This is a genomic window from Marinobacter salinexigens, from assembly GCF_008370345.1.
GTDB classification, from domain to species: Bacteria; Pseudomonadota; Gammaproteobacteria; order Pseudomonadales; family Oleiphilaceae; genus Marinobacter; species Marinobacter salinexigens.
Genome location: NZ_VTUU01000007.1, coordinates 43,726 through 60,271 on the forward strand (window position 1 = coordinate 43,726; position 16,546 = coordinate 60,271).

16 protein-coding genes are annotated in these 16,546 nt (G+C 55.3%); 12 read left to right on the top strand and 4 right to left on the bottom strand.

Features of this window, described 5'->3' with window-relative positions:
• Positions 1–16 precede the first annotated feature (16 nt).
• Genes FWJ25_RS14070 through FWJ25_RS14080 form a run of 3 tightly spaced genes read right to left on the bottom strand, consistent with a single transcriptional unit; the run spans position 17 to position 3,320 of the window.
• A complete protein-coding gene (locus FWJ25_RS14070) occupies positions 17–1,477 on the bottom strand; it encodes an NAD-dependent succinate-semialdehyde dehydrogenase (protein ID WP_149600899.1) in 1,461 nt (486 codons plus the stop codon).
• 18 nt (positions 1,478–1,495) lie between these two features.
• Entirely contained in the window at positions 1,496–2,806 is a 1,311-nt protein-coding gene (locus tag FWJ25_RS14075; protein ID WP_149600900.1) for a TRAP transporter large permease, read from the bottom strand.
• Positions 2,799–3,320, bottom strand: coding sequence for a TRAP transporter small permease (locus tag FWJ25_RS14080; protein WP_188093637.1), 522 nt, complete (start codon positions 3,318–3,320; stop codon positions 2,799–2,801). Before FWJ25_RS14080 ends, FWJ25_RS14075 begins: the two co-directional genes overlap by 8 nt.
• 289 nt (positions 3,321–3,609) lie before the next feature.
• On the opposite strand from FWJ25_RS14080, the gene FWJ25_RS14085 reads away from it, so the two are divergent.
• The 8 genes from FWJ25_RS14085 to FWJ25_RS14120 are packed head-to-tail and all read left to right on the top strand — an operon-like array spanning position 3,610 to position 11,341.
• Positions 3,610–4,737 carry an ABC transporter substrate-binding protein gene (locus tag FWJ25_RS14085; protein ID WP_149600902.1) on the top strand — a complete coding sequence of 376 codons (1,128 nt, stop codon included), beginning with the start codon at positions 3,610–3,612 and terminating at the stop codon, positions 4,735–4,737.
• An 11-nt stretch (positions 4,738–4,748) separates the two neighbouring features.
• Positions 4,749–5,621 carry a branched-chain amino acid ABC transporter permease gene (locus FWJ25_RS14090; protein ID WP_149600903.1) on the top strand — a complete coding sequence of 291 codons (873 nt, stop codon included), beginning with the start codon at positions 4,749–4,751 and terminating at the stop codon, positions 5,619–5,621.
• Positions 5,622–5,630: 9 nt separating this feature from the next.
• Positions 5,631–6,515, top strand: coding sequence for a branched-chain amino acid ABC transporter permease (locus FWJ25_RS14095; RefSeq protein WP_149600904.1), 885 nt, complete (start codon positions 5,631–5,633; stop codon positions 6,513–6,515).
• The gene (locus FWJ25_RS14100; RefSeq protein WP_149600905.1) at positions 6,512–7,306 is read left to right on the top strand and encodes an ABC transporter ATP-binding protein; all 795 of its coding nucleotides are present in this window, start codon (positions 6,512–6,514) and stop codon (positions 7,304–7,306) included. The genes FWJ25_RS14095 and FWJ25_RS14100 overlap by 4 nt, the downstream gene beginning before the upstream one ends.
• Positions 7,307–7,308: 2 nt before the next feature.
• Positions 7,309–8,019 carry an ABC transporter ATP-binding protein gene (locus FWJ25_RS14105; RefSeq protein ID WP_149600906.1) on the top strand — a complete coding sequence of 237 codons (711 nt, stop codon included), beginning with the start codon at positions 7,309–7,311 and terminating at the stop codon, positions 8,017–8,019.
• Entirely contained in the window at positions 8,019–9,608 is a 1,590-nt protein-coding gene (locus FWJ25_RS14110) for an AMP-binding protein (protein ID WP_149600907.1), read from the top strand. The genes FWJ25_RS14105 and FWJ25_RS14110 overlap by 1 nt, the downstream gene beginning before the upstream one ends.
• Before the next feature lie 41 nt (positions 9,609–9,649).
• Positions 9,650–10,852 (top strand): acetyl-CoA C-acetyltransferase, encoded by a 1,203-nt coding sequence (locus FWJ25_RS14115; protein ID WP_149600908.1) that lies wholly within the window; start codon positions 9,650–9,652, stop codon positions 10,850–10,852.
• 33 nt (positions 10,853–10,885) lie between these two features.
• Positions 10,886–11,341, top strand: coding sequence for a MaoC/PaaZ C-terminal domain-containing protein (locus FWJ25_RS14120; RefSeq protein ID WP_149600909.1), 456 nt, complete (start codon positions 10,886–10,888; stop codon positions 11,339–11,341).
• A gap of 43 nt (positions 11,342–11,384) precedes the next feature.
• Here the strand turns inward: FWJ25_RS14120 and FWJ25_RS14125 are convergent, their stop codons facing one another.
• Entirely contained in the window at positions 11,385–12,269 is an 885-nt protein-coding gene (locus FWJ25_RS14125) for a LysR family transcriptional regulator (protein WP_149600910.1), read from the bottom strand.
• A gap of 166 nt (positions 12,270–12,435) precedes the next feature.
• On the opposite strand from FWJ25_RS14125, the gene FWJ25_RS14130 reads away from it, so the two are divergent.
• From FWJ25_RS14130 to FWJ25_RS14145, 4 genes are read left to right on the top strand one after another with little or no spacing between them, the layout of a single operon-like run.
• Positions 12,436–13,269, top strand: coding sequence for an HTD2 family dehydratase (locus FWJ25_RS14130; RefSeq protein ID WP_149600911.1), 834 nt, complete (start codon positions 12,436–12,438; stop codon positions 13,267–13,269).
• 1 nt (position 13,270) lies between these two features.
• A complete protein-coding gene (locus tag FWJ25_RS14135; protein WP_149600912.1) occupies positions 13,271–14,434 on the top strand; it encodes an acyl-CoA dehydrogenase family protein in 1,164 nt (387 codons plus the stop codon).
• A 25-nt stretch (positions 14,435–14,459) separates the two neighbouring features.
• Positions 14,460–15,659: a CaiB/BaiF CoA transferase family protein gene (locus tag FWJ25_RS14140; protein WP_149600913.1), complete on the top strand. Its 1,200-nt coding sequence runs from the start codon at positions 14,460–14,462 to the stop codon at positions 15,657–15,659.
• Positions 15,660–15,693: 34 nt separating this feature from the next.
• The gene (locus FWJ25_RS14145) at positions 15,694–16,509 is read left to right on the top strand and encodes an HpcH/HpaI aldolase/citrate lyase family protein (RefSeq protein ID WP_149600914.1); all 816 of its coding nucleotides are present in this window, start codon (positions 15,694–15,696) and stop codon (positions 16,507–16,509) included.
• Positions 16,510–16,546 lie beyond the last annotated feature (37 nt).

Here is a 16,546-nt window from a genome sequence, read left to right on the forward strand (position 1 = left end):
CCTTTTTCTGTCCTGATCAGGCGCTGATGCAGACGTAATGCATTTCAAGGAATTCGTCGATACCGTGTACGGACCCTTCGCGGCCAATACCGGATTCCTTCACCCCGCCAAACGGAACAGTCTCGGAAACAAACTTCGGTGTGTTAACTCCCACCATGCCATATTCAAGAGCTTCGGAAACACGGAAGATGCGACCGGTATCTTTGGTGTAGAGGTAACTGGCCAGGCCATACGGTGTGTCGTTCGCCATAGCGACGGCTTCGCTTTCGTCGCGGAATTTGTAGACGGCGGCAACGGGACCGAAGATTTCCGAACTGAAAATGTCCATATCTTTAGCCAGATCGGACAGTATCGTGAATTGGAAGAAGTTCGAGCCCAGTTCAGGTAGCACCTTGCCTCCGCGATACACGGTTGCACCCTGCTTGATGGTGGCTTCTACGAGGCTCTGAACTTTCGTGATGGCCTTTTCGTTAATGAGGGGGCCGTGGCTGACGCCTTCCTCCAGACCATGGCCCTGCACCATTTGGTTGATGGCTGCGTTGTATTTCTCCAGGAACTCATCGTGGATGCTTTCCTGAACCAGAAGCCGGTTGGCGCAGATGCAGGTTTGCCCGCTGTTGTAGAACTTGATGGCAATGGCCCCTTGAACTGCGGCGTCCAGGTCAGCGTCTTCAAAGACGATAAATGGCGCATTGCCGCCGAGCTCAAGACTGAGCTTCTTGACGGTGCTGGCGCACTGCTCCAGCAAAATCTTGCCGACGGCCGTGGATCCGGTGAATGACAGCTTCTTCACGGTGGGGTTCTTGCAGAGTTCCAGGCCGACTTCGGCTCCGGTGCTGGCGGTAATGACGTTGATGACGCCAGCGGGTACACCTGCGTCTGCGGCCAGGTGTGTCAGGGCAAGAGCGGAGAGCGGAGTATCTTCTGCCGGTTTAATAACCACGGTGCACCCGGCCGCAAGAGCAGGGGCTACTTTACGGGCGATCATGGAGTTCGGGAAGTTCCAGGGCGTGATAGCGGCGACCACACCGATCGGCAACTTTTGCATGTACTCGAAGTTACCGTTTGCACTTCTTGGCAGTGTATCTCCGTTGATGCGTATGGCTTCGTTGGCAAACCACTCGATGTAGTTGGCTGACGAGGCGACCTCCGCGCGGGACTCTACCAGCGCTTTACCTTGCTCCAGGGTCAGAATGGTTGCCAGGGCTTCAAGGTTTTCGTTTACCAGTTGGGCCCATCGTTTGAGGATCAAAGAGCGGGATTTTGCGGTCAACTCCTTCCATGCCGGAAGGGCAGCCTCAGCGGCCGCGATAGCGGCGCTGGTATCTTCCTGGGTTTGCTCTGGTACCTCTGTGATCAGTTCATTGTTTGCGGGATTGATGACCGAAAAGGTCTTTCCGCTTAGGGCATTAACCCATTCACCATTGACGAACGATTGGTTGTGAATGAGCGCTTTTACTTGATCGGATACAGTCATGGGAGTCTTGTCCTGTTGTTATGATTTAAGCAAATTGGGCAGGTACATGATGATGTCGGGTGCGGCAATGAGCACGGCGACAATGACGAGGTCCATTACCAGGAACCAGAGAATGCCTTTGAAGATCTGGGACGTGGAAACCAGGTTTCCAACCACGCTTTTGATGACGAACACATTCATCCCCACTGGCGGAGTAATCATGCCAACTTCCAGAAGTTTGGTCAGAACCACGCCAAACCATACGAGGCTGTACTGCGTGCTTTCTATGACTGGCAGAACGATAGGCAGGGTCAGGAGCATCGCGCCGATAGGCTCGAGGAACATGCCCAGAGCCAGATAGATAAGCGCAATGCCGATTACGATCAGAATGTCGCTGGCTTCAAAGGATAGAATAAGGTCGGAGATATAGTCTCCTGCACCGGAAAAGACCAGGAAGCGTGTCAGAAGACTGGCGCCTACGGCAATAATCAGAAGGGCGCTGGTGGTCACGAGCGTCTCCAGAACCGATGCCTTGAACACTTTCCAGGTTAGTTTTCCTTTCGTAAGGGCAACGATGCACGCGAGGGATGCTCCGACAGCGCCGGCTTCGTTCGGAGTGAATACACCAGCAAACAATCCACCGAAAATTCCGATCATGATGGCAAAGAGTGGCCAGGTGTCTTTCAGAGACCGTATCTTTTCTTCAACGGGGACTTTTTCCGTCACGTCGTGGGCTATGTCAGGGTTCAGTTTTACCCGGATCCAGACCACCAGAACATAACCAACGACGGTGATAACACCTGCCGCTACACCACCCAGAAATAGCTGGGAAACGGATGTCTGGGAGATAACGCCGTACAGGATCATGATGATTGACGGGGGGATCAGCGCGCCGATGGTTCCTGCTACTGCGACAGTTCCCGTTGCGAGCCCCGGGTCGTATTTGTAGCGAATCATTTCAGGAACGGCGATTCGTCCCATCGCTGCAGAACAGGCAATAGATGACCCGGAAACGGCTGCAAAGCCTGCCGACCCGAATATTGACGCAATTGCCAGCCCGCCAGGAATTCCCGCCAACCATGCTCTTGCGGCCCGGAACATTCCCTGGGTCAACTCTGCGTGATAGCAGATAAAACCAAGAAACAGGAAGAGCGGGACGGAGCTGAGTGTCCAGTTGGATGCAAAGTTGTAAGGAATAATGCCGAGCGAGGACATCGCAACTTCAACACCGATCAAGGCCCAGATCCCGACAAAAGAAACAATGATCAGGGCGATGCCAATAGGCACTCTGAGCGCAATCAAAGAGAACAGCGAGGCAAGTCCTGTAAAGCCGATAGCGATATCAGACATGAGCTGCCTCCACTGCTACAGGGCGTGCTTTACCTACAACAAATGTGATGAATCGGAGAAGACAGTAAGTTCCCAGAAGGAAAGTGCCGGCACACAGGATGAAGTAACTGGGCCAAGTGATAATTGTGTAATCGCCCTGCATGACTGACGTATTTGAGCGGTAGTTCTTTACGGCCACATTGAAGGCCTCGCTGGTCATGAGGAAAGCTGTAATGCTTATCAGCAGGTGCGTCCAGCCGTTGAAGCGCTGCTGTATTCGCTGACTGAACTTCGTGGTCACAATTTCCACCGCAATTGAGGAGTTCGTCTGCTCGGCGTAAGCCAGCGGCAGGAATATTGCGATCAGCATGTAATAGTGCGCGACGATAGTTATCGTTCCCGGAAGGGGGGTGTTGAACAGGAATCGGGCTAGGATATCCAGTGTGATGTGAATCATCATCAGAGAAATCGCGAGCCCGCCCAGAAACGTCACTATGGTGTTTATTCTGCTTATAACTCGTTCCAGATAGTCCATTGGGCTGTGTTTCACTTTTATTGGATTTGTTTTGTAGCTAGCAAATGAGCTGACATACATACAGCTATGTATGTCTCATAGAGTGCCCAAGTGGTGTTGTTTTGGGTATTTCAAAGTGATTAAAGGGGGGTTAGTGAAAGGCTAAATGCTGAGTTTGGGTGGATACTTAAAATGTTCATTTTTCTTGAACACAGCGTTCGGAAATCCCAAATTGTGCGGTTGTTCGGGCATGGGTAGTGTGATTTTGCTCAACAAATAAAACAAAGCAGAATCACAAAGGACATTTCTCATGATACGCAAGCGCCTTCCCGCCCTTACGCTGGCCGCCACGTTGTTTTCATCCTCTGTCGCACTTGCTGACGATGTTTCAATTGGTGCGGTATTCCCCCTCAGTGGTCCCAACGCGTCCTACGGTGATGTTTTTATGTCTGGTGCAAACCTGGCAGCGAAGCACGCCAATGAAGACCACATGCTGTCTGGTGACCTGAACGTACTGTATGAGGACAGCCAGGCGTTACCTCAGCATGGTGTTATCGCCATGAATAAACTGGTGAATGTTGAAGAGGTGCCTTATGTCCTGAGCGCGTTTACCGGGGTCTCCAAAGCAATTTCAACGCTGGCCCAGCGGAGTGAAACCGTCGCGGTAAACGGTGGAGGGGTTGGCCCGGATCTGGCAGCACTCGGGGAGTACTTCTGGAACGTAATTCCTCTGGCCAATAACGAGGTCGGAGCAGCGAGTAAATATCTTGTCGAAGAGCTTGGTCTCAAGCGGGTAACCCTGATTTATGTCGATGACCCTCTGGGTGCCGGTATCTTGAATGAGCTGGAAAAAACCCTGGAACCTCTGGGTGGTGAGTTGGTAGAAGCACACTCGATCACACCATCGGCTCAGCAGTTCAGCGGTGTTGCCGCACGGGTTCGCAGCAGTAATCCGGACGCGGTCTACATTGCCTCCTACGGCGCCCAGCAATTGCAGATCGTGAAGCAGCTTCGGGATAACGGTGTCGATCAGCAGATCATCAGCTACTCCGCATTCTCCCTGCCAAGTCTGCAGGCTCTGCCCGAAGCAAAAGGTGCGCTCTACACCACCCAGAGCATTGATTGGGATTCTACCGACCCGGTTACCAAGCGTTTTGTTGATGACTACCGGGCGGCCAACGGCAAGACGCCGACGTCATACGTTGCCAACTACTACAACGCGGTAAGGGTGTTTGCGTTGCTGGCGAAAGAGCTGGAAGCGCAGGGCAAGGACGTTACCGGTGAGAACCTGCTGGCGCAGCGTAAGGCGACCGACAAGTTCGAATTGGTTGGCGGCTCCGTGTCGTTCCAGGATAACGGAACACTTCTGGCTCCGATTCAGGTTCTTGAAGTCACTGGCGGTGCCGGTGAAATCAAGAAAGTTTACGCAGAAGACTGATCGAGGCTGATATGCTGTTACTTCAGCTGATCCTGAATGGTCTGCAGGTAGGGGCAATTTATGCCCTTACTGCTGCAGGCTTCTCGCTGATCTTCGGTTCCACCAAGATCTTCCATTTTGCCCATGGTGCTACCTTCACCATTGCGGCCTATCTGTTCCATTACGCGCTGACGAACCTGGGGTTGCACTGGACGCTTGGGGTCGCCATGGCGGCTGGTGGAGCTGTGCTGTTCGGCATCCTTCTGGACCGTTTCATGTATGCGCCAATCCAGCGCCATGAGGGTTCATTCTTCACGGTGTTTGTTGCCTCGTTCGGCATCGGGATTGTGGTGGAGAATGTGATCGGCATGGTGTTCGGTCGTAGCTTTATTTCGGTATCCACATCGCTGAGCCGAAGCGTCGAATTGCTGCCGGACCTATACGTTTCGCCGCTGGTTGGGCTGGCTGTTCTTACCTCGCTGGTGTGTTTTGTGGCTGTCCACATGTTCCTGATGCATACCCACGCGGGTATGGCTCTGCGAGCACTGAGTGAGAATACCGAACTGGTGAAGACCTTTGGTTTAAGCCCCCGCCGCCTGTCAGCCTATGCCTTCGCACTGGGATCGGTGTTGGTTGTGCCTGCGGCTATTTTTACCGCCTCAAGTTCAGGCCTGAACCCTGCAGTGGGTCACCACGTCATGCTGATCAGCCTGGCGGCGACCATTGTGGGGGGGATCGGCAGTATTCGTGGAGCGGCTTTTGCGGGCCTGCTGATCGGTATGGTGGAGAACGTCGCACTCTGGCAGGTGGGAACCCAATGGAGTGAGGCACTTACGTTTGCGGTTCTGTTCTTCTTCATCATTTTCAGACCGTCCGGTTTCTTCGGCCGGGCCGCCGTGTCCTGAGGAATTGTCATGACAGCATACATACTGAACCTGGTGGTCCTGATTTCGATCTACGCGATTCTGTCCACCACACTGAACTTTATTATTGGCTATGCCGGGATCTTTTCCCTGGCCCACGCCGTTTTCTTCGGCATCGGTGCCTATACGTCGGCCTTTGTTGCAATGAACCTGACTCCGTCGTTCTTTGTGGCGATCCCCATCGCGATGGTGTTGGCGGCGCTCACCTCCCTGGCGCTGGCTCTCCCCGCCCTGAGGGTGCGGGGGGAGTACTTTGTGGCGGCCTCCCTTGGGCTACAGATGCTTGCCGTAACGCTGTTTTCCGAATGGAAAGGATTTACCGGGGGCATTGGTGGTGTGATCGGCATTCCACCTGTGGAAATCTTCGGGTTTGCCCTTGTGAAACCGTGGCACTTCCTGATCCTGACACTGGTATGTCTGGCACTGGTTATTGCCATCATTCAACGACTTGTGCACACCAGCTTCGGGCGCAGCCTCAAGTCCATCCGTGACAGTGAATCCGCTGCCTTGGCGGCAGGAAAGAACATCACGGTCATCAAGACTTTGTCGGTGGTGTTGTCTTCTTCATTGACGGCTCTGGCAGGCGGCCTCTATGCGTTCTACATGGCTTTCATTAACGTTGAGAGCTTCATGCTGGCGACCTCGGTACTGGTCATGGCGATGGTCATTATCGGTGGTACCGGAACCATTCTGGGGCCGATCGTCGGAGCCGCTCTGCTGATGCTTCTGCCGGGTGCTTTGAGCTACCTGTCTTTCCTGCCCCAGACGGAAATAGGTTCGATTCAGCAAATCATTTACGGCTCCGCCATGGTGTTGCTGATGATCTATCGCCCGGGTGGAATTGTCAGTCCTAAAACACGGGGAGAGGCCGCATGAATATGCAGAACACAGCGTATGACACGACGGCGGCCCAGCCGGTGACGGAACAGGAAACCCTGCTGAAAGTACGTAACCTGCAGATGGATTTTGGCGGTCTCAAGGCTATCCAGGATGTATCAATGGATTTGCGGGCGGGCATCGTCACAACGCTGGTAGGCCCCAATGGTGCCGGTAAGACAACCTTGTTCAATATGATCACCGGCCACCTGAAGCCCACCGCGGGTGAAGTTGAGTGGCTCGGCGACAGCCTCCTGGGCAAGCCGCCGTGGAAGATTGCGCGGCAAGGTATTGCGAGAACATTTCAGGATCTTCGTCTGTTTACCCATATGACGGTTGAAGAAAACATTCTGACCGTGATGGAACAGGGTGGCTGGTTGTGGCAGTCCGGAGGTATGTCAGCCAAGACGGCGCGTCAGGAGCGGGTTGCATCAATTCTCGAACGAACGGGGCTGAAAGATAAGGCTCGGGTACGGGCTATTGATCTCGCCTACGCAGAGCGGAAGTTTCTCTGCATGGCCAGAATCATGGCGACAGATTCCCGGTTATGGCTGCTTGATGAGCCTGCGTCAGGGCTTGATCCCAACTCCTATGGTTTGTTCCTCGAGCTTCTTCGCAGCGAAGTCGCGAATGGCATAACGGTGTGCATCATCGAGCACAACCTGGACATTGTTGTGAACATCTCTGATCGCATTGCCTTCCTTGATCAGGGGCGTTTGTTGGCGGACGGCCTGCCAGACGAAATTCTCAATAATCCGGAACTTGCCGCCATTTATTTTGGGGAGCGATAGCCATGTCTGATGCTGTACTGAGTGTAAGGGACCTTGTTGTCGGCTATGGCGGGCGTCCGGTTCTGAACAATATTGACCTGTCCCTGAACGCCAATGAAGTGCTTTGCCTGATTGGTCACAACGGCGCAGGGAAGTCCACACTCCTGAAATCCCTGTTTGGCCTGGTTGCGCCTGAATCCGGGGCGATCCTCCTGAATGGAGAAGCCGTGACACCGGACCCCAGAGGGATGACGGCCAATGGGTTGTCTCTGGTACCGGAAGGACGCGGCGTATTCCCGGGGATGACGGTGGCAGAGACCATGAAACTCGGGATGTGGGCCGCTGGTGTGCCTGAGGCAGAGCGTGCCGACCGGGTGGACTGGGTGATGTCGGTGCTGCCGGTCATGAAACAGTTCTATGATCGTCGTGCCGGTAATCTTTCCGGTGGCCAGCAACAGATGGTCTCCATTGGCCGGGCCTTGCTGAGCAAGCCTCGCTGCCTGTTGATGGACGAGCCTTCCATAGGCCTGGCTCCGAAGCTATTCCAGGACCTGCTGGGGCCCATCCGGGAGCTCCAGCAGAGCACCGGAATGTCGATATTGCTGGTGGAGCAAAATGTCCGGGAAGCGCTGAAGGTGTCGGACCGCGTTGTGGTCATGAAGTCCGGGGAAATGACCTGGGAAGGTCTGCCTTCGGATCTGGATGACAACAGCAAACTGATGGAGCTGTATTGATGTCGCAAATCTGCACACTCTCAGGCCTCCTGGCGGATCGCGCCCAGCGGGCAGGTGATGCCTGTGCCGTGATCGAAAACGGGCAGCGTGTCAGTTACAAAGAGTTGAACGTGCTGGCTGACCTTGCAGCGTCGTGGTTGGCCAGCCGCGGAATCGGGGCGGGAGACCGTGTGGCTGTATGGATGGTGAATCGGGTGGAGTGGCTGGCCCTGCTGTTTGGTGCCTGTCGCCTTGGTGCAGCTGTGGTCGCGGTGAACACCCGATACCGGTCCGCAGAACTCCAGCACATTCTTTCTGGCTCTGGGGCGAAAATGCTGGTGCTCCAGTCACGATTTCGCAAGATCGACTTTCTGGCGTTGCTGGCAGAAGTAGATGCGGAAACCGTCCCGGCACTTGAAACCATTGTGGTTGCTGATGCAGGTGATATCCCTGCAAACCTGCTCGGCAAACCTGTGATCCCCATGCAGTGGCCCGATACGGTGTCTGCAGCGGTTGTGTCTGCGGCAAAACCAGACGAGCTGGCCATGTTGTTCACCACATCCGGCACCACCAAGCTGCCGAAGTTGGTCATGCATTCCCAGAAAACCCTGAGTCTTCACGGTCAGAATGTTGCTGCCGCCTATGGGCTGGAGCAAGCCGGCGCGTCGGTTCTGGCCGCGCTTCCGTTTTGTGGTGTATTCGGACTGGTCCCGGTGTTGGCCGCCCTGTCGGCGGGCACAACGGTGGTCGTTATGGACGCCTTTGACGGAACGGAAGCGGTCAATCTTATTGAGCGTTATGGCGTCACCCACTGCTTCGGCAGTGATGAAATGTTTCATCGCATGCTGGAAGTCGATAGCGCCCCGGCGGCGTTTTCGTCGCTTCGCTGCTGCGGTTTCGCCTCATTCAATGCCAGCCCTGAACAGTTGGTGAAGGAAGCCGAGAGTCGGCAGCTGCCTCTGGTTGGGCTGTATGGTTCCAGTGAGGTCCAGGCACTGTTCTCTCTGCAATCCGCTGAGAAGGACCCCGGCTCACGGGTACTCGGAGGAGGTTACCCGACATCGCCTGCTGCGAGGGTCCGGATTCGCGATGTGGACAGTGGTGAACTTTGTGGCTTTGGCGAAAGCGGTGTTATCGAAATCGCCGCGCCAACGAACTTCCTGGGCTATTTGAATGCGCCCGAAGCCACGGCTGAGGCAGTGGATCAGGAAGGGTTCTTCAAAACCGGTGACATCGGTTACCTCCGCGAAGATGGAGGCTTTGTCTATCAGAGTCGCCAGGGCGATGCGATCCGTCTGGCGGGTTTCCTGGTCAATCCTGCGGAGATTGAAGATGTCATGTGTGAGCTTCCCGGAGTAGCTGAAGCTCAGGTCATTGGTGTTGACCTGGCCGGGGAGCCTGCCTGTGTCGCATTCGTCATCCCGGAGTCTGGTGTCTCTTTGTCGGAAGCGGGCATTCTGTCTCAGATGGAGAGTGAGGTCGCAAAATTCAAACTGCCCCGCCGTATCTGGCTGGTCGAGCGTTTCCCGGTTACCGAAAGTGCCAATGGCACCAAGGTCCAGCGGGTTCAACTTCGAAAGATGGCCGCTGAGCGGTTGGCGGAAAGCTGAAGCAACGCGCTGTTATCAAACTGAGTCATTGAGGAACTGTTATGCAAAAACGTCGCGCAGCTATTGTGGCTCCCGTCCGCACCGGTGTTGGAGCTTTTGGAAAAACTCTCCGCCCGGTTTCGGTGGAGGATCTGATTGGCACAGTTGTTAAAGAGACCGTTACTCGGTCCGGTATTGATCCGGAGGTCATAGAGGATGTGGTCGTTGCTCAGTCCTACGCCAACAGCGAAGTGCCCTGTGTCGGCCGGTGGGCTGCATTGCAGGCGGGGCTTCCGGAGCACGTGCCGGGCATGCAGCTGGATCGCCGCTGTGGTGGCGGACTTCAGGCCATCATTAACGGCGCCATGATGATCGAATCCGGTGCCTGTGATGTCGTGGTCGCTGGTGGTGTCGAGAGCATGAGTAATATTGAGTACTACTCGAATGATGTTCGCTGGGGCAAGCGGGCAGGCTCATTCACCATGCACGATCGTCTTGACCGTGGCCGTGAACGTTCTCAGCCGGAGGATCGCTTCGGTTATATCTCCGGGATGATCGAAACCGCTGAGAATCTTGCCACTAAGTACAACATCTCCCGTGAAGAAGCGGATGCCTATGCGGTCAGAAGTCATCAGCGCGCAGCTGCCGCCTGGGATGAGGGAAGGTTCAGTGAAGAAGTGGTAGAACTCAGCATTCCGCAACGCAAAGCTGATCCGCTCCTGTTTACCCGTGATGAGGGGATTCGTCCGGGGACCACCATGGATTCGCTCGCCAACCTTCGCCCGCTGATGAAAGACGGAACGGTAACCGCGGGTAATGCCAGTCAGCAGAGTGACGCGGCAGCGGCCTGCCTTATCGTGGCAGAAGATCGTTTGGCGGACCTGAACCTTGAACCCATGGCCTTCCTGGCCGGATGGTCAGCGGCGGGTTGCCATCCGGGCATCATGGGAATCGGCCCGGTGCCAGCCGTCGAAAAGCTCTTCCGCAAGACCGGTCTGGGATTTGGCGATATGGGACTGGTTGAAGTGAACGAAGCCTTTGCCTGTCAGGTTCTGGCAGTGCTGAAAGAGTGGGGCTGGGATGACCATGACATTCTGAATGTGAATGGCTCAGGCATCTCCCTGGGGCATCCCATCGGCGCGACGGGTGTTCGCATCATGACCAGCCTGCTGCACGAGATGAAACGTCGTGACTGTCGCTATGGCCTGGAAACCATGTGTGTGGGTGGCGGTCAGGGTGTGGCAGCCATTTTTGAGCGTGGCTGATGTTTCAATGGTACCGGGCTCCAGGAGACTAATATGGACCATAGCCTTTATTTTGAAGACCTGAAGCAGGGCGAAGTGTTTGAGAGTACGGGGCGTACTGTCACCGAGTCGGATATGACCTTCTTCTCGATGCTTTCGGGAGACTGGAATCCCATTCACTGCGATCAGTCATATGCCAGCAAGACCCGATTCGGCGAGCGGCTGGTTCATGGTGCCTACGGCATTGCCATTGCAACCGGCATGATGCACACCCTGGGCATCTTTGATAAGTCAGCGGTTGCCATGATGTCTCTGAGTGAATGGAAGTTCGTCAAGCCGATACTGGTTGGTATGACGCTCAGGCTTCGACTGACCATCCTTGATTTTGAGGAGGGGACAAGTGCACGGGTTGGCCGCGTTAACCGACGCCTTGAGCTGGTCAATGAGCACGACGAAGTGGTTCAGGATGGCGTTTCGGATATGCTGATTCTGAAGCGTTCCGGTCTTTAGGCTACCCGCTGACAGGTAGCCTCAGGGTATCTCCCGGAGCTGGTCAGGAACGGATCTCCTCTACCAGCTCCTTGCCACACCTGGGAAGAGCATCGAACTCTCTGACGATCAGGCTACGTTCGCGCTCTGCCCAGGTGTCTTCAAGATCAATGGATGCAATGTCCATGAACTCTTCATACCGGTGTGCGATGGAACGAGGCAGGATACCGATCCCGACGCCCCGGCTGACCATCCGGCATGCGGATTCGAAGCCAAAGACCTGGATACGCATCTGCAACGCAACGCCTGCTTCACTGGCCTGATCTTTCAGGAAGTTGAACAGAGTGCTGCCTTCCCGTAATCCGATGTGGGGGTAGCTGAGGGTTTCCTTGAACGAAATGCTCTTACGCTCTGCCAGTTCGTGGTCTTTTGACGTCACCAGTACCAGGCGGTCTACGCTGAACGGAATGACCTCCAGCTTTTTATTCGGCTTCACCGGACCGGCAACCACACCGAGATCCGTTGAGCCGTCGATCACTCCACGAATGATATCGTGGGTGAGTCTTTCCTGAAGGTCGATGGTGACTCCGGGGCGACTGACCAGAAAGCGTGCCAGAACGTCTGGCATGAAGTCACTGACAGCGGTGGTATTGGCAAAAATCCGCAAGTGGCCGGATTCGCCCTCCGCATACTGGGAAAACTCATCCTTTATGTATTCCACCTGGCGCATGATGGCGCGGGCATGGGTGAGAAGGTCATGCCCGGCAGGGGTTAACTCCACGCCCTGGCTGTCCCGGTAAAACAGCCGGCTACCCAGCTGTCCCTCAAGAGATTTGATTCGCATGCTGGCCGCCGCGGTGGACAGGTTGGCACGGCGTGCGCCGCCAGTGAGGCTGCTGGCCTCTGCTACATGAATAAACAGACGGAGATCAGGGATGTCAAAGTGCATGGTTCAGATAGTCAGCAGGCTAACAATGGGATGATCAGTCTAAACCACCGGGGTGTTCATGGAAACCAAACGCACCCTTGTGGAAAAACAAATTCTCTCTTTCATCGTATACCGGCATTCTAATGAAAATCCAAAACTCAGAATAAAGATTGATAGAGGATGCGAAATGGCTAGCTCCCCCGAAGACTGGATTGGCAAGCAGGAATCCTGCGTGGACAGGATTGATCCTTCCCATGCCGGCCGTATTGCAGCCATGTTGGACAGACCTTTCCCCCAGGCTGGGGATGAGCTTTCAGCGCTTTGGCACTGGGCGTTTTTCCAGATTCCGGTTCCTCCGCAGGGGACCGGCCCGGATGGCCATATTGCACCGGGAGGATTTCTTCCAAAATCAGAGGGCAACACGCGGATGTGGGCCGGGGGCCGGGTTAATTTCCATCGTCCTCTTACCATTGGTGACTCTGCACAGAGGCAATCCAGAATCAAGGCGGTGAATGAAAAGACCGGCCGCTCCGGTAAGTTGTTGTTCGTTACTGTCGAGCATGAGTATCGCCAGAATGGCGAACTATGCCTGAGTGAAGAGCAGGATATCGTCTACAAGGCCCCGGCAAAGCCCCGCCTGTCGCTGGACAAGCCAGTTGAGGATGCACAATGGAGTCAGCCGGTAGAACCGTCTCCGCTGTTGTTGTTCCGCTATTCCGCGGTGACCTTCAATGGTCATCGGATTCACTATGATCACCCCTATACCACTGAGGTAGAGGGGTATCCGGATCTGGTCGTGCATGGCCCTCTGATCGCTACATTAATGGTGCAGGCGTTTGTTGATGCCAACCCGGGGTTAAAACCGGTCCGCCTGTCATACCGTGGTTTACGTCCGTTGACTGTCAATAAATCCTTCAGGGTGGAAGGACGGATTGATGGCGATGGCCAGGCAAAACTCTGGGCTGCCAATGACGATGGCCCGGCCCATGAAGCAGAACTCGTGTTTGAGGAGAAACAATAAAATGACCAGTCCATCCCATGATAAGTATGACGATATCCGGGAAGGTGTTCGTGGCCTTTGTGCGGAATTTGATGCGGCCTACTGGCGCAGTGTGGATGAGCGCAAGGCATTCCCTGAAGAATTCGTGGATGCGATGACCCGCGCCGGCTGGCTGTCGGCCATGATTCCTGAGGAATACGGTGGTTCTGGTCTGGGTGTTTCGGAAGCATCGGTGATTCTGGAAGAGGTGAACCGTGCCGGCGGCAACTCCGGAACCGTGCATGGCCAGATGTACAACATGTTTACCTTGTTGCGTAACGGCAGTGAGGAGCAGAAGCAGAAGTATCTGCCGAGAATTGCCGCGGGTGAGCTGCGTTTGCAGTCCATGGGTGTTACCGAACCGACAACCGGTACCGACACCACCAAGATCAAGACCACGGCAGTACGTCAGGGCGACAAATATGTGGTGAATGGACAGAAGGTCTGGATCTCCCGTATCCAGCATTCTGATCTGATGATCCTGCTGGCCCGGACGACACCGCTGGCTGAGGTCAAACGCAAATCCGAAGGTATGTCGATCTTCATCGTCGATCTGCATGAAGCCATCGGTAACGGCCTGACCGTTCAGCCTATTGCCAACATGGTGAACCATGAAACCAACGAACTGTTCTTCGACAACCTTGAGATCCCGGCTGAAAACCTGATCGGCGAGGAAGGCAAAGGCTTCCGCTACATCCTTGATGGCCTGAATGCCGAGCGTACTCTGATCGCGGCTGAATGCATTGGCGATGGTCGCTGGTTTATCGACAAGGCCCGTAAATACGCGACTGATCGCGAAGTTTTTGGCCGCCCTATCGGCAAGAACCAGGGGATTCAGTTCCCGATTGCCAAGGCCCACATCAATGTGGAAGCGGCGGATCTGATGCGCTGGAAAGCCTGTGAGGAATACGACAGCGGTCGTAATTCCGGTGCCAGTGCCAATATGGCCAAGTATCTGGCGGCGGAGTCTTCCTGGGAAGCAGCCAACGTCTGCTTGCAGACCCACGGTGGGTTCGGATTCGCCAATGAGTATGACGTCGAGCGGAAATTCCGGGAAACCCGCCTGTATCAGGTCGCACCCATCTCAACCAACCTGATCCTGTCCTACGTGGCTGAGCACCTGTTGGAACTGCCACGGTCGTTCTGACAGGCCTAACTGCTGGTGAGTGTTTGTGACTGCCTCAAATAACATCCCCCTTCCATTGGAAGGGGTGACCATTGTGTCTCTGGAGCAGGCGATTGCGGCCCCTTTGTGTACCCGCCATCTGGCTGAGCAGGGGGCCCGCGTGATCAAGGTCGAGCGCCCCGGAAATGGAGATTTTGCCCGGGCCTATGACGACCGTGTTCACGGGTTGTCGTCCCACTTTGTGTGGGTTAACCGGTCGAAGGAAAGCCTGACCCTGAACCTGAAGTCCGAGGCCGGGCAGGGCGTCCTGCATCGTCTGCTGGCGGAAGCTGATGTCTTTGTGCAGAACCTGGCTCCTGGTGCCTGCGAGCGTATGGGGGTGTCCTATGCGCAGCTGCATGAGCAATACCCGAAGCTGATTGTCTGCGACATCTCGGGCTACGGCCAGGGTGGACCCTACGAGCAGAAGAAGGCCTACGACCTGATGATCCAGAGCGAGAGTGGATTTCTTTCGGTTACCGGCAGCCCTGAATCGGATGGTATGGCCAAGGCGGGCTGTTCCGTTGCGGACATTGCGGCGGGTATGTATGCGCAGAATGCCATTCTGTCTGCTTTGTTGCTTCGGGGCCGAACCGGCGAAGGCAGTCACATTGACGTCTCGATGCTGGAAAGCCTGGTGGAGTGGATGGGGTACCCGATGTACTACAGCTTCGAAGGGGCGACCCCACCGCCAAGAGCAGGAGCGGCACACTCGACAATATACCCCTATGGTCCGTTCCCGGTCGGCGACGGGCGTACGGTCATGCTCGGTTTGCAGAACGAACGTGAGTGGCGTGCTTTCTGTGAACAGGTGCTTGAGTGTCCAGACCTGACGGACGACATACGCTTTGCCAGTAACCCGTTGCGTTCGAACAACCGGGGTGAACTGAAAGCCCTGATCGAACGGGTATTTGCAGGAATGACTCTGGAGGATGTTTCGCGCCGGCTGGATAACGCAGGTATTGCCAATGCCTCGGTCAATACCATGGATCAGGTCTGGCAACATCCTCAACTGTCTGCGCGTGAGCGATGGCTGAGTGTGAAAACCCAGGCGGGCGTGGTCCCAGCCCTGAAAAGTCCGGGGCTCTGGTTTCCAGAAGCGGTATCTGAAGTTCCCGCGGTGGGGCAACACAGCGGTGCCATTCTGGCGGAACTGGGTTACTGCCGCGAAGGCATTGAACAATTGAAAAACGACGGCGTCATATGATCGCCGCCGGTACCTATAAAAACAGGAAAGTGTCATGACAGGCAGCCAACTGAAAACCTTGTTATTTGTGCCCGCGTCCAGACCAGAACGTATTGCCAAAGCACTGGCCAGTGGGGCTGGTGCGGTCATTGTTGATCTGGAGGATGCCGTGCCTGCAGACGCCAAGGACTCTGCCAGAGACGCACTGGACAGCTTTCTGTCGGATCATCAGGGAGCGCCTATTTACGTTCGTATAAACGGTCGGGGCACTGAAGAGTTTGAGGCTGACCTCGCGGTTTGCCGGCGCCATGGGAAAGTAGCCGGTATTGTCTTGCCGAAAGCGGAGTCTGCCAGCGACATCCAGTTGGTCGCTGCGACCGGGAAGTCTGTCATTCCCCTTATCGAGTCTGCCGCAGGCCTGGTGGCATTGAATGACATCGCCGCGAGTGAGGGTGTGGAACGGCTGAGCTACGGTGGCCTGGACTTGTCCGAGAATCTCGGCATCGAAAGCAACACGGAAGGCGCAGAAACCATTCTGGACCAATGTCGCTACCAGCTATTGGTGAGCTCCCGCGCGGCCAACCTGCAGGCCCCTGTCGAAACGGTTTTCCCGGTGTTTGATGACGAAAAAGCCGTTCATGCACGGGCCCGGCGTGCCCGTAATATGGGATTCGGAGCCATGCTGTGTATCCATCCCAGGCAGGTCGAACCAGCGCAGTCAGGGTTTTCGCCGGAACCTGAACAGGTGGAATGGGCGAAAAAGGTGGTGGCTGCTGCCGAGTCAAATGACGGGGCATTCAAAGTGGATGGCCAGATGGTGGACGCGCCGGTCATTGCCATGGCCAGAACCATTCTGGAAAGAGCCCAATAGGAAAATATGGGTTTCCGTTAGCTCAAGCCATACGGAA

Coding starts and splice junctions, on each gene's coding strand:
- FWJ25_RS14070 (WP_149600899.1), bottom strand. CDS start 1,477: ATGACTGTATCCGATCAAGTAAAAGCGCTCATTCACAACCAATCGTTC.
- FWJ25_RS14075 (WP_149600900.1), bottom strand. CDS start 2,806: ATGTCTGATATCGCTATCGGCTTTACAGGACTTGCCTCGCTGTTCTCT.
- FWJ25_RS14080 (WP_188093637.1), bottom strand. CDS start 3,320: ATGGACTATCTGGAACGAGTTATAAGCAGAATAAACACCATAGTGACG.
- FWJ25_RS14085 (WP_149600902.1), top strand. CDS start 3,610: ATGATACGCAAGCGCCTTCCCGCCCTTACGCTGGCCGCCACGTTGTTT.
- FWJ25_RS14090 (WP_149600903.1), top strand. CDS start 4,749: ATGCTGTTACTTCAGCTGATCCTGAATGGTCTGCAGGTAGGGGCAATT.
- FWJ25_RS14095 (WP_149600904.1), top strand. CDS start 5,631: ATGACAGCATACATACTGAACCTGGTGGTCCTGATTTCGATCTACGCG.
- FWJ25_RS14100 (WP_149600905.1), top strand. CDS start 6,512: ATGAATATGCAGAACACAGCGTATGACACGACGGCGGCCCAGCCGGTG.
- FWJ25_RS14105 (WP_149600906.1), top strand. CDS start 7,309: ATGTCTGATGCTGTACTGAGTGTAAGGGACCTTGTTGTCGGCTATGGC.
- FWJ25_RS14110 (WP_149600907.1), top strand. CDS start 8,019: ATGTCGCAAATCTGCACACTCTCAGGCCTCCTGGCGGATCGCGCCCAG.
- FWJ25_RS14115 (WP_149600908.1), top strand. CDS start 9,650: ATGCAAAAACGTCGCGCAGCTATTGTGGCTCCCGTCCGCACCGGTGTT.
- FWJ25_RS14120 (WP_149600909.1), top strand. CDS start 10,886: ATGGACCATAGCCTTTATTTTGAAGACCTGAAGCAGGGCGAAGTGTTT.
- FWJ25_RS14125 (WP_149600910.1), bottom strand. CDS start 12,269: ATGCACTTTGACATCCCTGATCTCCGTCTGTTTATTCATGTAGCAGAG.
- FWJ25_RS14130 (WP_149600911.1), top strand. CDS start 12,436: ATGGCTAGCTCCCCCGAAGACTGGATTGGCAAGCAGGAATCCTGCGTG.
- FWJ25_RS14135 (WP_149600912.1), top strand. CDS start 13,271: ATGACCAGTCCATCCCATGATAAGTATGACGATATCCGGGAAGGTGTT.
- FWJ25_RS14145 (WP_149600914.1), top strand. CDS start 15,694: ATGACAGGCAGCCAACTGAAAACCTTGTTATTTGTGCCCGCGTCCAGA.